Raw genomic sequence first — 14,660 nt, 5'->3', positions numbered from 1 at the left:
GGCGGCGGTTATGGCGGCGGCAACCGGGGCGGCGGCTATGGTGGTGGTGATCGTGACGGCGGCGGTGACGGGTTCCGTCAGCAGCGTCCGCGGCGCGAGTTCCCGCCGGTCGAGCGTGGCCCGCGTCAATCCGGAACCGTTAAGTTCTTCAAGTCAGACAAAGGCTTCGGCTTCATTACTCCGGACGAGGGTGATGCCGACGTTTTTGTGCATATTTCCGCGGTCGAACGCTCCGGCCTGACAATGCTGGACAGCGGCATGCGCTTGTCCTTCGAGACAGAGCCAGACCGGCGCGGAAAGGGCCCGAAAGCGGTCGATTTGAAGATGCTGGAAGGCGATGACGCACCGGCCGAAGGCGGCGACGACCAGCCATCGGCCGACGAGTAACCGTTTTATACGAATGATCGTCATGCGAGGGCGCAGCCAAGGCTGCGCTCTTTTTGTTTAGAGCATGTCGCATTAAATTAGTTGCGAATTGCTTTGGCTTTCGCGTTGAAATCATGGGTTTCGGGCAGCGAAAGGCAAATCAGATCAAATGCGATTTGCTCTAAGAACAGCCCGCTTTTTCCAGTTTCCGCACAGGCCCTATGGCGAAACGGACAATCCTTGATACAAGGTGGTCAGCTGTTGCGTCGAAATCTTGGATTTCGGAACGCGATGGACCCTTCAGCATTGCCGTGGCTTGCTTTAACAAGCCATGGCACTCACGTTATTTGGACGGTTCTCATGCCCTCACCCACGCCGGTTGCCATCCGCCTGTTTCATCCCGGCGATCTCAGCGGCCTCCTTGCCCTGAACAATGCATCCGTTCCAGCGGTCAACGCCCTCAGCGCTGAAGAGTTTTTGGATCTGGTCGCGGCCGCGCTTGTCTGCCTTGTCGCCCAGCACAACGGGACGCCCGCCGGGTTCCTTTTGTGCATCGGCAACGGGACGGACTATCAGAGCCCCAATTACGTTTGGCTGAGCCAGAAGCTCGACGCATTTGCCTATACGGACCGGATTTGCGTCAGCGAAGAGCTGCGTGGCCAGAACATCGGCGATGCGCTTTACAAGGCGCTATTCGCCCACCTGGCCGGGACAGGGCGCAGTTTCGTGTGCGAAGTCAACGAACGTCCCCCCAATCCCGGGTCCCTGCGCTTTCACAAGCGCCTCGGCTTTGCAGAGATCGGCACGGCCGACCATGGCGAAAAAGCCGTGATCTACCTGAAACGCGACCCGGAACCGGCGGCCTGAAGGATATTTTATGAACTACAGACATGCCTATCACGCCGGCAATATCGGGGACGTTCTCAAACATGCCGTCCTTGCGCGCTTGATCGTCTATTTTCAGCGCAAGGACAAAGCCTTCCGCATCATCGACACCCATGCCGGGATCGGCAAATACGATCTGACCGCGGAAGAAACCCAGAAAACCGGAGAGTGGCAGCAGGGGATCGGCAAGGTGCTGTCCGCCGAGATGCCCCAGGCTGTGACGGACCTTCTGGCCCCCTGGCTGGAGGCCGTGCGTGCTTTGAACCCGGATGGCCAGCTGATCCACTATCCAGGGTCGCCCCTGCTTGCGCGGATGCTTGCGCGGAAGATCGACCGGCTGACGTTCACCGAACTGCACCCTGCCGATTTCAAGACGTTGGCCGCCCACTTCCAAGGGGATTATCAGGTCAAGACGATCCATCTGGACGGCTGGCTGGCCCTGGGCAGTTTTCTGCCGCCCAAGGAAAAACGCGGGCTGGTTTTGATCGACCCTGCTTTTGAAGCGGCAGATGAGTTCGACCGGATGACAGCCGCAGTCATCAACGGCTGGAAGAAGTGGCAGGGCGGCACCTACGCAATTTGGTACCCCATGAAAGACGGCAAGGCGATCCGGCGGATGCATGAGGCATTTGTCGAGGCAGGTCTACGGGATGTCCTCGCCCTTCAGCTGAATGCCGGCAAAAGCGGCCCGGACACCAGAATGCTCGGCTCGGGCATGACCCTGATCAATCCTCCCTTCACGCTGGCGGGTGAAATGGAGACGCTGTTGCCGTGGCTGTGCAACACGCTGCACCTGGGCCCCGGCGCGAGCTGGACGGTTGAGGCCATCGCCGGAGAATAATCCGCAAGGAACCGTGATTTCTGCCAAGCGATGCTTGACCTTAGGCCTTCCCTCCCCCATCGTTCGCTCATCAATTGCCTTCCGGAGTTTTCACCGTGCAGATTGCCCGTTCCATCCGTTTGCTTTTTTCCGCCGCCGCCATGTCCGCAGCTGTGGTGACCGGCAGCCACGCTGACGAACACAAGGCTTATTTCTCTTTCAATGGTGACCCGCGTGTGCCCGAGTGCGCGGCAGCTTCGGTGCAAAGCGCTGTTGCCGGCTCCGTCGCCAGGGCCAAGAAAGACTATTATGGCGGCCGCACCATTCTAGGGATCGACCAGATCCGCGAAGTCTCCTACCAGGTCAATGGCGTGAGCCCGCTTGCGCGCAGGTATTGCCGGGGCAAGGCGAGCCTATCCGATGGCAGCTTTCAATCGGTCCACTATCTGGTTGAAGAGCACGCGGGTTTTCTGGGTGTCAGCTGGAACGTTGAAGCCTGCCTTGCACCTCTGGACAAATGGCGGGTGTATGGCGCTCACTGCAGCACCGCGCGCCCGCGCTGATCGCTGGCATGTTATCCCACTTCAGCATCTTGAGACGGTTCGCCGCGTGCCTTGTGGCGGTCCTGTCCATTTCCGCGAGCGGGCAGAGCGCCTCGGCGGACACGGCCGGCGAGTTTGATTTCTACGTTCTGGCATTGTCCTGGTCCCCCACATACTGCAAGCAGGAAGGGCCGGATGCCAACCGCCATCAATGCGGCGTTGACGATCCCTTCCGCTTCATCGTGCACGGGTTGTGGCCTCAATATGAGAACGGTTTTCCGGATTTCTGTCCTGGCGTTCCAGAGCGCATCGACCGGGAGATCGCCTTTGACAATGACGACATCATTCCGAGCCACGGCCTGATCTTCCACCAGTGGCGCAAGCACGGAACCTGTTCCGGTCTTGACCCGGAAGACTACTTCGATCTGACCCGGGCCGCCTTCGAAAAGGTCAGAATTCCGGGCGCCTTCCAGACCCTAAACAAACGTGGAAAAGCAGCACCGGAGACGGTTGAAAAAGCCTTCCGCCTGGCAAATCCAGGCCTGACCGGTGATGCAATGTCCGTGACATGCGAAAACGGCGAGCTGGAAGAAGTCCGGATCTGCCTGACCAAGGATCTTACATTCCGCGCCTGCCCGAACGTCGACCGTGCCGGGTGCCGGTCCGCATCCCTGTCGGTTCCTGCCCCGCGTTAACACCCGCCTTTGCGTATGTCTCTGGAGACAGAAAATGATGATACTCCGCTCTTCGCCGCCCTCCCCGTTTGGCCGGAAGGTCAAGATCGCCATGGCTATCCTGGGGCTGAAGGACCGTATTTCGGTCGAGGAGGCCAGCACCGCGGACCCGTCAGACAGCCTGCGTGGCCAAAATCCGCTTGGCAAGATTCCGGCGCTGGTTCTGGAAAACGGCGACGTTCTTTATGACAGCTCGGTGATTGTCGAATATCTCGATCATCTTGCAGGCGGCGGAAAACTTTTCCCGGACGGCGAGGCGAGATTTGCGGTCTTGAGAGACCAGACGCTGGCTGATGGCCTGATGGATGCAGCTCTCCTGCGGGTCTACGAAAAGCGGTTCAAGCAGCCGCATTACCGGGATCCCGCCTGGGACGCCTATCAGGCAGCCAAGGTGGAGCGCGCCCTCAAGCATTTCGAGACCAACTGCCCGCCAGCGCCTGCATCCGACGGTGATGTTGATGCAGGCACGATAACTCTTGCCTGTGCCCTTGGATATCTCGACATGAGATTTTCTGGCGAATGGCGGCCCAGCCACCCCAAGCTTGTCGCGTGGCTGGAGGCGTTTGAAGCAGCCGTTCCTGCCTTCACCGACACCAAAGTACCGGCAGCCCCCGTACCGGACGATGCCGCGGTGCCGCTGCAATAATGCGTGCCGCAACCACGTAGAAATTGCCTGGGACTAAACATGGAAAAAGCCGCAGCAGCCGCTGCGGCTTTTTCTTGATCTCCTGGGCGTTTTCAACAAAACGCCGGGCACTCTCAGCAGCCGGACTATGTGGCACTTCCGGCCAAGGGTTTCCGGCCACGGCTTTTCATAAGGCGCCGCCCGCTGCGCACCGAAGTCCCGATATCGCCCTGGATGGCCAGCAGGGCGGGCACCAGCAGAATGACCAGCAACAAGCCAAACGCGAGGCCATAGGCCAGGGTAATCACCGTCGGCATCAGGAACTGAGCCTGGCGGCTTGTTTCAAACAAGAGAGGCGCAAGTCCGAACACCGTGGTGGCCGTTGTCAGAACAACAGCCCGGAGGCGGTCGCAAACCCCATTGACGATTGCTTGCCGGAACGGATGGGTCTTGGCGTATTCGTCAATCGTCGTCACGAGAACAATACTGTCATTGATGATGATGCCGGACATGCCGATAAAGCCGATCACGGAAAACATCGACAACGGAATATCGTGCAAATAGTGCCCCCAGATCATGCCGATGCAGCCGAAAGGAATAATGATCATGATCATGAACGGCCGGGTCCAGGATTCAAAAATCCAGCAAAGGGTCAGGTAAATCCCGGCGAGGCACAGCAGGAAGCCTAAAAACGCATCGGTCAGAAAATCCCTTTCCTGTTCGGCAAGTCCCCTCAACTCGCTCTCCACGCCAAAATCATTGCTCAGCTGCGGCAGGAATTCCTCATCCAGCAGCGTGGTCACGCGCGCGGCGGCCTCCGGATCGTCCTCGGACACATCGCCGGACACCTGCAGGGTCTTCAATCCATCGCTCCGGCGCACCGAGGCAAAGCCGTAAGAGCTGTCGACCGAGACGATCTCACTCAAGGACACATAGGTTCCAGCCGGTGTGCGCACGCGCGTTGTGTAGAGAAACGACGAATCCGTTTCCTCATCCGGCATCAGAACCTTGACCTTGGCAGTCCGGCGGCCAACTGGGAACTCTGAAACTTCAACGCCTTCAAGCCTATTGCGCATAATCCGAGCCACGTCATCTGTCGAAAAGCCCAGCGCTTCGCCGCGCGGTGTCAGCTTCAAACTGAGTTCCGGCTTGTCATAGGCAAGCGAGTCCTCAAGCGCACTGACGCCTTCAAGCGATGCCAGCATCTGTTTCAGGTTCTCAGCGGCCGCTTTCAGAACCTCTGTGCTCTCCCCATAAAGGCGTACGTCAATCGCGTCGCCGCCGGGACCGGATCGTTCGCCGCGCAAGGCCAGGGTCTCCAGAAGCGGTGGCTGCTTTATTTCAGCGCGCCAATCGCCAATGAACTCAAACGCCGAGTATGGACGCAAGTCCGGATCCAGAAGCTCGATCGAAAGCCCGCCCAGTTGATCGATGTCCTTGCTGTCTGCACCGCTCAGACCCCGTCCGACCGTCCCTCCAACTGTCGAAAGTGCAAACAAGACCGGCTCGGCACCATAGGTGTCCTGATACTGCCGGTTCACGACATCAAGGGCACGTTCCATTTCGGCAATCATTTCCTTGGTGTCTTGACGGTCCGCGCCGGGAAGCATCGCGATACTGGCGGAAATCACCGCGCGCTCAGGTGCATTGAAGAACCGCCAGCGGACCGACCCATCAAATAACAGAGACAGAGACAGAAGAAGCGCCATAATGGCTGCTCCGAGGACCGGGTAGCGTGCGACCATCAACCAGCCGACCAACGGCCGGAACGTGTTTTCCCGAAACCGGACAAAAGCGCGGTTGAACACCCGGTTCGGCATGTCGTACCAGCGCGGCTTTTTGCTCGCACTGAGCGCATGGCGCATATGGGCCGGCAGGATCAAAAAGGACTCGATCAGGCTGGCAACCAGAACGACAGCCACGGTAAACGGAATTGCAATAATCAAGGTCCCAAACCGACCGCCAATCGCAACCAGTCCCACAAAGGCAATCAGCGTTGTTATGGAGGCGGAGAAGACAGGGGCCATCATGCGCCGCGCTGCAAGGCTTGCCGCCTCTTCCGGAGGATGCCCCTGACGATGCAGAAAGTCTGCATGTTCGCCAACAACTATGGCATCATCCACCACAATGCCGAGACAGATAATCAACGCGAACAGCGAGATCATGTTAAGCGTCAGGCCGAAGACATACATCAGGCCGATTGTTGCTGCCATGGCGACCGGGATGCCGGCGGCCACCCAGAAGGCCGTACGCGACGACAGAAACAAAAACAAAAACGCAAGAACCAGCCCCAGCCCAAAAAGCCCGTTTTCGACCAGGATGTTCAAACGGTCGATGATGTTTTGCGATCGTGTGTTGGTCAGTTGAACCACGACACCTTCGGGAAGAGTTTGCTGAAAATCAGCTGTAATCCGTTCAACATCGCGCTGGATGGCAATCGTGTCGCCGTCAGCGCTCCTGTCGATGCGAAGAACAACAGCCGGCATGCCCTTGTGGAAATAGGCCCGGCCGCTTTCTGCCCCTTCAGTCACGATGTCTGAAACGGCCCTGAGAAGAAGTTTTTCCCCCAGGGCCGGCGCCTTGACGACGATGTCGCCCAGTTCCATTTCCGTGCGCCGTTCTTCCCCGGTCCGCAAACGGGCACTTCCGCCGCCAACGTCGCCAGCAGGCGTTGACTCCATTTCGGCCGCCACGGTATCCGCGATTTCTGAAATGGTCAGATCGTGGCGGATAAGCATTTCCTCGCGCAGATTGACGCGAACGATCGGATTGGCGAGACCCTGAATGGTCACCCTTGTCACGCCTTCACGAAAGAACCGCGTTTGCAGGTCTTCGGCAAATCTTGCGAGCTGGTCGATATTAACCGGCCCGTAAAGAACCACGTCCGTGACCCGGTCCCGGTAGACACTCCTGCTGACCAGAGGTTCTTCAATACCTTCGGGCAGACTGGAGCGGGCCTGATCGACGGCCGCTTTCACCTCTTCGGTTGCCAGGCCCATATCCCAGCCGTCTTCAAACTCCAGCTCTATACTGGCTGTGCCCTCGCGTGCAATCGACGTTGCTTCGTCAACACCGTTGACCGCCAGAAGTTGCGGCCCAAGAATCTCAACGATAGACCGGTCCATATCCTCCGGCCCCGCGCCGGACCAGTTTATGGTGATGTCCACTTCCTCGCGGATGAAGTCTGGGAAGAACTGTGTCCGGATTTGGGTGCCTGCAGCAATTCCGCCCAGGACCATAAGGGCCAGGAGAAGATTGGCAGCCGTTTTGTGCCGAACCATGTAATCCAGTAAGGATGCAAAGCGGGGACCGCCCGGAGACCGCATCTCAAGTCACTCCAAATAGGCACCACGCAACGGATACGGCCAAGACCGTCTCTAAGCTGCTGGTGCAATCTCAGCTGGTCTTTGCCAGCACAATTCCTGCCGCGGATCGAGCATTCGGCGCGTTCAGCCTCATCCGCTGCGCCCGCGGCGCTGCTCCAGCCTGTCGACAAGGTCCTTGGGAACCATGGGCTGGTTCAAGAGGCCGAGCAGGCGCGCTTTACGGTCTTCCGGTATTTGGCTGGTGGAGAGTTGATCGATCAGGGCCGCCCGCCGGTCCGCCTCCAGCGCGACCAGATCCTGGTTTTGACCGACTGATTCCGGAACGGTCGTCAAGCTGCTCACATTCTCGGGTGCTGTTGCCCCGGAAGGGTCCGTTCCCAGCCGCCTTGGAGAAACTCTCAAGCCTTTGCCAAGTTGCGGCAGGCGCTCGACGACAAAATCCGTTCCAAAAGGCACATTTGCAAGCACAACCTCATCACGCATGCGCCGCAAGATCGTTGCTGTGGTTTCTCCAAGCCCGTCACCGTCTGCAACGATCAGCAGCTTTCCGCCTTCAGTGACAGCGGACGACGGCACAACGGCAACGCCCGACAATTCCGGCTCTTCGATATCCACCTTGACGAAATCGCCCGGGCGCAAAACGGTTCCGGGTTGAAGATCTAGCGTTGCAAACAGCGTCCGGCCCGCTTCCCCGTCTCCGACAATGGCTGCCGCGCGGTCGATTTGCCCGGAAATCTCGACCGACCGTCCGCCAAGCTGCAGGGTGACTGTGACCGGCGCCGGGATCAGCTCGCCGCTTTCATCGAGCAGGCGCGAAAACTCCGTTGTTGAGACTGAAAACCGGACTTCCAAAGCCGAGGGATCAATCAGGACCGCAAGGGTTTCCGAGGGATTGACCCGGCGCCCGAGCGTTGCGTCGACCTCGGACAAGTAGCCGTAAAATGGCGCGGTCAAAGTTGTTTCATCGAGCACCCGCCGCGCGTCGCTCAGGACAAGGCGCGCTCTTTCGACCGTCAAGTCCATGCGCTCAATGCGTTTGCGCGCGGTGATAACGGCCTGCAGCCGGTTGCTGAGGGATTGCTCGAGGGACGCGACCCCCAGTTCTTCCGCTTCCACCTGAGCTGCAGTCGAATAACCTCTATCACGCAGCTGTATCTGCCGGTCCAGCGCCTGTCGGCGCAGTTCCAATTGGCGCCGTGCAGCTTCCAGTTCCTGCTCGGCACCAACAATCGCTTCTTCGGCCTCCGCTTCCTGTGCAAGCGCATCTGCAAGAGCGGCTTCAGCATCCAGAACCTGGAATTCGGCATTGGCCGGATCGATCCGCAGGAGCAGCTCTCCGTCGGCAACAGCCGCACCGTCCCGGAACTTGTTGGCGACCTCCACCAGCTTGCCTTCCGAACTTGCCCGGAGCTGCAAGGTGCGCCAGCTCTCCACATGACCATAGGCGGTCGTGACCGGCGTAACGGTTTGCGGCACCAACTCGGCAACATTCACCGAATAAGTGCGCTCACGCGGAGCCCGTTTTTGCACTGTCTCCTCGGCGGTCATCGCGCCATAAAGCCTGTAGGCTCCCAAGCCTACAAACCCGGCCATAACTGCCATCAATGCCAGGCCAAGAAGCCCGCGCAGGAGGAATCGCATCCGTTTCTCCGTCAGAGAAAAACTGTTTCCGCAGCAGCACTTGCCGCGTGGCCAAATGTTTCAGCCGCTATTCGTTTCTAACACGGGGCGGCTTTCAAGACAGGAAAAGCTTGTATCGAGATGTAACAAAAAGCCCGGCACATTGGCCGGGCTTTGAGCAATTTTGACTGGATTAGAACTTGTATCCAAGGCCGAAGCGGACTTGCTGGTTGTTGAAGTCCGAGCTGACGGCCTGACCGCCGAGGTTGAAGTCCTGTTCACCGAAGTCCTGGTAAACATACTCAAAGCGGGCCGTGACATTGTTTGTCAGAGCGCCTTCAGCACCTGCGCCAAGTGTCCAGCCAAGGGCGGTTTTGCTGTCCTTGTCGCCGTTCCCTTTGACATTGACATCTGCAATGGCCAGACCACCGGCGCCATAAATCAGGTAACGGTCGAAGGCGTAACCGACACGGCCACGGAAGTTCGAGTTCCAGTCAGACCCCGATTGCAGGTTCAAACCATTGCGTGTCCGGCTGTCTTCCAGATCGGAAAGCGTAAAGTCGGCCTCACCACCAACGACAATATTCGGAGTGACCTGCAAGTTATATCCGGCAAAGACACCGCCGCTGACACCATTTTCGGTGATGTCGATATCGCCAACACCACCACCGGCACGATTGTCGAACTGTCCAAATGACCAGCCGAGGTTGCCACCGACATAAACGCCGGTCCAGTCAATCGTCTGCTGACCAGCGGGAACCGGCTCGTAGCTCGGCGCCGGCGTTTGCGGCAGATCCGCGGCCAAAGCCGGAAGGGCCGCCGCTGACATGGTTGCCAGAGTAAGGCCTGCAAGCGCTAGACGTTTCATGATTGGTACTCCAAATCCACACATTACATTGGTAAGTCGGACACGGAACTCGCGTCCTCACCCATTCCCCAATGCCGAGATATGGAGATTGTTTGTGGCGGATCGAGACAGGAAAAATGGATTTTTCATGACGAATGGCGGCACAAATTGGACAGGCTAAAGAGCACGTTAAGTCATTTGCAAGTTGCAACATTCGGTGTCCAAAGACACTTGTTCCTGGCTTCCCCCGCACCAATCTATTGCGTATAACGCACGCAATCTAACATGCGCTCGTCTCTCCACTGCCCCGCATGCTCTGCGCCACACTGACCCGAACCGGAATTCATAATGCTTTTTGAGTACATCAGCCTCGCAGGCGGACTGGTCGTATTGATTATTGCCGGCGATGTGTTGGTCAGAGGGTCGGTCGGTGTCGCACAGCGTCTTGGTATCCCAAATCTGGTCATCGGCCTTACGATTGTCGCTTTCGGCACATCTGCCCCGGAACTGTTCATTTCACTCCAAGCCGCCCTGAACGACGCTGGAGGCATTGCAATCGGCAATGTTGTCGGATCCAACATTGCCAACGTGCTCCTGGTGCTCGGCATGCCGGCTCTGATTGCAGCGACACCGTGTGGAGAAACCGGCGCAACCCGCAATTCCCTTTTCATGGTCGCTGTCACGATCATGTTCATGTCGCTCTGCTTCTTCACCCCGATCAGCCTTCTTGATGGCGTTTTGCTGCTGATCTTCCTGGCAGCATTCTTGACAGCTTCGACCATTGCCGCCCGCAAGCACCGCCACGCCGTGAAAGCCGCCGCGGCTGGTGCTGCGGTTGCCGATGCGAACCTGGATGATGACGATGCGCTGGATGACGTTGAGGACGTACCGGACTCCATGCCGATCGCGGTCATCTACATTGCGCTGGGGATCATCGGCCTTCCGCTCGGCGCGCATTTCACCATCGACGGGGCAACCGCAATCGCCACTGAGTGGGGTGTCAGTGACGCCGTTATCGGCCTGACGGTCATCGCCATCGGCACCTCTTTGCCGGAACTCGCGACAACCGTTATGGCAGCCATTCGCCAGCAAGGCGCCGTTGCAATCGGAAACGTCATCGGATCAAACATCTTCAATCTTCTCGCAATCATCGGCATCACGGCCGTGGTTGTCCCGATTGATGTGCCGCCCGAGATCCTGAAACTCGACATCTGGGTGATGCTTGCCTGTGCGCTGCTTTTGACCGCCCTGGCCGGCTTCAGGGTGTATCTGAACCGCATCGCCGGTCTCGCCATGACGGCCGCCTATGTCTTTTACATCGCCACAGTCTATATGCTTGGGCATACCGCCTGATTGTGCCGGATTGCGGGGTCAATGATGCGGGCAGGCCGGATGGCTTGTGTTTTATTGGCCAAACCAGCCAACAGGTTTCGGACGTTGCCTCTACTGTGAGACGAGTTTCAATTCCACCACGCTAGTCACCTGGATATGAAGTTCGGCACATGTCCCGGCATGCTCCGAGAGAACTTCAAATCCATGAAGGTGACGAGCAAATAGATGTTTCCAGTGTGGTTTGCGGAATTGAAATTCGTTCTGGAGGTGCCTCTACTGTGAGACGAGTTTCAATTCCACCACACTGGCCCAACTTGCAACAATGACAGACATGAGCGATTCAAAAGACAAGGGGCATGAATCCCCGCACGGGACAGACAAAACCGTTCGCAGGGGCGTGGAGGTCATTGCGCATGAGGTTAAGCGCCTGCCGAATGGCCCGGGTGTCTATCGCATGCTCGATGAGAACGGTGAGGTCCTTTATGTCGGCAAGGCAAGAAGCCTCAAGAAACGCGTTACCAGCTATACCCGCCTGCAAGGCCAATCCAACCGCATTAGCCGGATGATCATGGCCACCGCAGCCATGGAATTCGTGGTCACGCAAACAGAACCTGAAGCGCTGCTGCTTGAGGCAAATCTGATCAAACGGCTGCGGCCCCGGTTCAATGTGCTGCTGCGGGATGACAAGTCATTCCCCTACATCCTGGTCACCGGCGACCACGCCTCACCCGCCATTGTCAAACATCGTGGGGCCCGCAAACGCAAGGGGGAGTATTTCGGACCGTTTGCCTCAGCGGGCGCTGTGGACCGGACGATCAATGCGCTGCAGAAGGCCTTTTTGATCCGCACCTGTTCGGACAGCTATTACGAAAACCGCAGCCGCCCGTGTCTTCAGTACCAGATCAAACGGTGCGCCGGCCCCTGCACGAATGAAATCGATCCGGAAGATTATGCAGGCCTCGTCTCCGAAGCGAAGGCGTTTTTGTCGGGCCGGAGCCAACTGATCAAGAAGCAACTTGCCGAGCAGATGGAAGCTGCATCTGCGGATCTTGAGTTTGAACGGGCGGCAATTTACCGGGACCGGCTCTCCGCCCTCTCGCATATTCAGGCGCATCAGGGCATCAACCCTCAGACTGTAGAAGAAGCGGATGTGTTTGCCATCCACCAGGAAGGCGGCCAGAGTTGCGTCCAGGTGTTCTTTTTCCGTACCGGGCAAAACTGGGGGAACCGCGCCTATTTCCCCAAGGCGGACAAGTCGCTTGAAGAGGCTGACGTCCTGGAGAGTTTCCTGGCACAATTTTACGACGACAAACCGGCACCGAAACAGATCCTTTTGTCCCATGCCTTGAGTGAACAGGATCTTTTGGCCGAGGCTTTAAGCGCGCGCACGGGCAGAAAGGTCGAGATCACCTGCCCCAAACGCGGAGAGAAGAAGGAATTGGTCGAGCACGCCCTGACCAATTCCCGCGAAGCTCTGGGCAGGCGGCTTGCGGAAACGTCAACGCAGACACGCCTTTTGAAGGGAGTGGCCGAAGCCTTCGATCTTGGCTCCGTTCCGCGCCGGATCGAGGTTTACGATAACTCCCATATCATGGGGACGAATGCTGTCGGAGGCATGATCGTTGCCGGGATGGAAGGCTTTGCGAAAGGGCAATACCGGAAATTCAACATCAAGTCGGAGGATCTCGTTCCAGGCGACGATTATGGCATGATGCGCGAGGTCCTGTCCAGGCGCTTTTCCCGTCTCCTCAAAGAACACCCTCACGACAGACCATCTGGAACCGGCACGGAGGGTCCAGCCGGTGAGACTGTTCCAAACGAAAACACAGAAACGGATCCTGCAGGCCCGGACATGCCGGCCTGGCCCGATCTTGTTTTGATCGACGGCGGTTTGGGTCAGCTGACAGCGGCCCGCGAAACACTGGAAAGTCTCGGGGTGACAGACGTTCCGCTCGTTGGCATCGCCAAAGGCCCGGACCGCGACGCGGGCCGCGAAAAGTTCTTCATCCCAGGACGGGAGTCCTTCATGCTGCCGGAACGCGATCCCGTCTTATACTTCGTCCAGCGCCTGCGCGATGAGGCCCACCGGTTTGCCATTGGCACCCACCGCGCAAAGCGGAAAAAAGACATTGCCAAAAACCCGTTGGATGAGATCGCTGGGATCGGCCCAACGCGCAAGAAAGCGCTGCTGCGGCATTTCGGAACGGCCAAGGCTGTCTCCAAGGCCGGCCTCGATGACCTGGCCGCCGTCCCCGGTGTTTCAGAGGCCACAGCGAAAATGATCTATGATCATTTTCATGAGTGAACTGCGCTGCTAAGAGACGGTGTTAGAAGCAGCTGAGCATTCCAATCTCGCGCAGCCTGATAAACGTTGCGGCAAGGCGACCATATGAAACTGACTATCGAAAACGCGCATCAATTGCTTGAAGAAGCCAAGTACGACGAAGCGAAAGAAGTCTTTCTAGACCTTCACGAAGCAAACCCATCAGATGCGCGGGTCAATTATGGTCTTGGCGTTGTCTATGACCATGAAAATGAAATTCCACTTGCAGTCAAACATCTTCAAGCTGCCGCGTTAGTAGCGACGAAAAAAGGCATTGTATTTACAAAGCTTGCTGACGCACTTCGAAAAGACAACGACTTGGAAAGCGCGCTGGAGGCTGCCCGAAAAGGGGCAGCCTTGGATAAAAAGTCATCAATGGCGCAGATTGTCTTGGGCGAATGCTACGATTCACTCCTTCGTCCAGTTATGGCAAGAACATGTTTTGAAAATGCAGTGAAACTGGCTCCAAATTTGGCGGATGGCTACATCAGGCTTGCCAGACACTTGGCAACATTCGGAAAATTTGACGACGCCAGAGCCATTCTCAGCAAAGCAAAAGAAATAGATACAACATCTGCCGACATATTAATTCTTCAATTTGACCTCGACAATCATGAGAATATTAAAGGCATTCTAGAAAAATCAAAAAAAATCATTTCCAAATATTCTTCAGAAACCTCGAATGAGACTGCAGGAATACTGGCATTCAGGATAGCGAAATTTCATGAGAAGCTGAAAGAGACGGACAAAGCGTTCGAGTTTTACGATCAGAATCGAAAATTGCTATATAAAGACTACGAGATTGAGCGAAGAAAACGCCAACTAACTGCATACAAACAGGTTTTTACCAAGGATTTCTTCTCAAGCCGGGAAGAGGCGTCTCTTGGTTCCGATAAGCCCGTTTTCGTTTTTGGAATGCCTCGGTCAGGAACGACTCTCGCGGAACAAATTATTGCCCAGCATAAGTTTGCTAATGGCGTTGGAGAATGCACTTACTTCACTCAGCTACAGAAGCAACTATTCAAAGGAAGCACATATTCATCAAATATATTTAATGAAATTTCAAAATTTCGCGCCAAGGACTTCAAGAAAATAGGAAATACATACGTAAAAACAATTACTCGAGACGATAAAAAATCCAGAAGAATTGTGGACAAAATGCCTCACAATTTTGAGATGCTCTGGATGATCGCTCTGTTGTTTCCCAATGCGCACTTCATTCACATGAAACGTAATCCTG

At 56.8% G+C, this 14,660-nt stretch carries 12 protein-coding genes; 9 read left to right on the top strand and 3 right to left on the bottom strand.

The window, feature by feature from the left end; genetic code table 11:
- The 6 genes from E1180_RS22590 to E1180_RS01895 all read left to right on the top strand — a co-directional run.
- A partial coding sequence (locus tag E1180_RS22590; RefSeq protein ID WP_196220499.1) for a cold-shock protein occupies positions 1 to 387 on the top strand: 387 nt, incomplete at its 5' end.
- A gap of 339 nt (positions 388 to 726) precedes the next feature.
- The gene (locus tag E1180_RS01915) at positions 727 to 1,233 is read left to right on the top strand and encodes a GNAT family N-acetyltransferase (RefSeq protein WP_155189398.1); all 507 of its coding nucleotides are present in this window, start codon (positions 727 to 729) and stop codon (positions 1,231 to 1,233) included.
- A 10-nt stretch (positions 1,234 to 1,243) separates the two neighbouring features.
- Entirely contained in the window at positions 1,244 to 2,092 is an 849-nt protein-coding gene (locus tag E1180_RS01910; protein ID WP_155189397.1) for a 23S rRNA (adenine(2030)-N(6))-methyltransferase RlmJ, read from the top strand.
- A gap of 95 nt (positions 2,093 to 2,187) precedes the next feature.
- Complete coding sequence (locus E1180_RS01905; RefSeq protein WP_208996840.1) at positions 2,188 to 2,634, top strand: hypothetical protein; 447 nt, start codon at positions 2,188 to 2,190, stop codon at positions 2,632 to 2,634.
- An 8-nt stretch (positions 2,635 to 2,642) separates the two neighbouring features.
- Entirely contained in the window at positions 2,643 to 3,308 is a 666-nt protein-coding gene (locus E1180_RS01900; protein ID WP_155189396.1) for a ribonuclease T2 family protein, read from the top strand.
- Positions 3,309 to 3,342: 34 nt separating this feature from the next.
- Positions 3,343 to 3,993, top strand: a complete 651-nt coding sequence (locus tag E1180_RS01895) for a glutathione S-transferase family protein (protein ID WP_155189395.1) — start codon at positions 3,343 to 3,345, stop codon at positions 3,991 to 3,993.
- Between the two features lie 125 nt (positions 3,994 to 4,118).
- On the opposite strand, the gene E1180_RS01890 is transcribed toward E1180_RS01895, so the two are convergent.
- The 3 genes from E1180_RS01890 to E1180_RS01880 all read right to left on the bottom strand — a co-directional run bounded on the left by E1180_RS01890 (position 4,119) and on the right by E1180_RS01880 (position 9,786).
- Positions 4,119 to 7,253, bottom strand: coding sequence for an efflux RND transporter permease subunit (locus tag E1180_RS01890; RefSeq protein ID WP_208996838.1), 3,135 nt, complete (start codon positions 7,251 to 7,253; stop codon positions 4,119 to 4,121).
- Positions 7,254 to 7,427: 174 nt separating this feature from the next.
- The gene (locus E1180_RS01885; protein WP_155189393.1) at positions 7,428 to 8,939 is read right to left on the bottom strand and encodes an efflux RND transporter periplasmic adaptor subunit; all 1,512 of its coding nucleotides are present in this window, start codon (positions 8,937 to 8,939) and stop codon (positions 7,428 to 7,430) included.
- A 172-nt stretch (positions 8,940 to 9,111) separates the two neighbouring features.
- Positions 9,112 to 9,786 carry an outer membrane protein gene (locus E1180_RS01880; RefSeq protein ID WP_155189392.1) on the bottom strand — a complete coding sequence of 225 codons (675 nt, stop codon included), beginning with the start codon at positions 9,784 to 9,786 and terminating at the stop codon, positions 9,112 to 9,114.
- Positions 9,787 to 10,113: 327 nt separating this feature from the next.
- Between E1180_RS01880 and E1180_RS01875 the strand changes: the two genes are divergently transcribed.
- From E1180_RS01875 to E1180_RS01865, 3 genes are all read left to right on the top strand, one after another.
- The gene (locus tag E1180_RS01875) at positions 10,114 to 11,118 is read left to right on the top strand and encodes a calcium/sodium antiporter (protein WP_155189391.1); all 1,005 of its coding nucleotides are present in this window, start codon (positions 10,114 to 10,116) and stop codon (positions 11,116 to 11,118) included.
- Between the two features lie 310 nt (positions 11,119 to 11,428).
- On the top strand, positions 11,429 to 13,402 hold the full coding sequence (uvrC, locus tag E1180_RS01870; protein WP_244313934.1) for an excinuclease ABC subunit UvrC: 1,974 nt from the start codon (positions 11,429 to 11,431) through the stop codon (positions 13,400 to 13,402).
- Positions 13,403 to 13,486: 84 nt separating this feature from the next.
- Positions 13,487 to 14,660: tetratricopeptide repeat-containing sulfotransferase family protein (locus tag E1180_RS01865; RefSeq protein ID WP_155189389.1), on the top strand; the 1,174-nt coding region annotated here is incomplete at its 3' end.

Source organism: Roseibium denhamense (assembly GCF_009711415.1).
GTDB lineage: Bacteria > Pseudomonadota > Alphaproteobacteria > Rhizobiales > Stappiaceae > Roseibium > Roseibium denhamense.
Note: the sequence above shows the minus strand (reverse complement) of the source record. Positions and strands in the feature narration are given on the sequence as shown.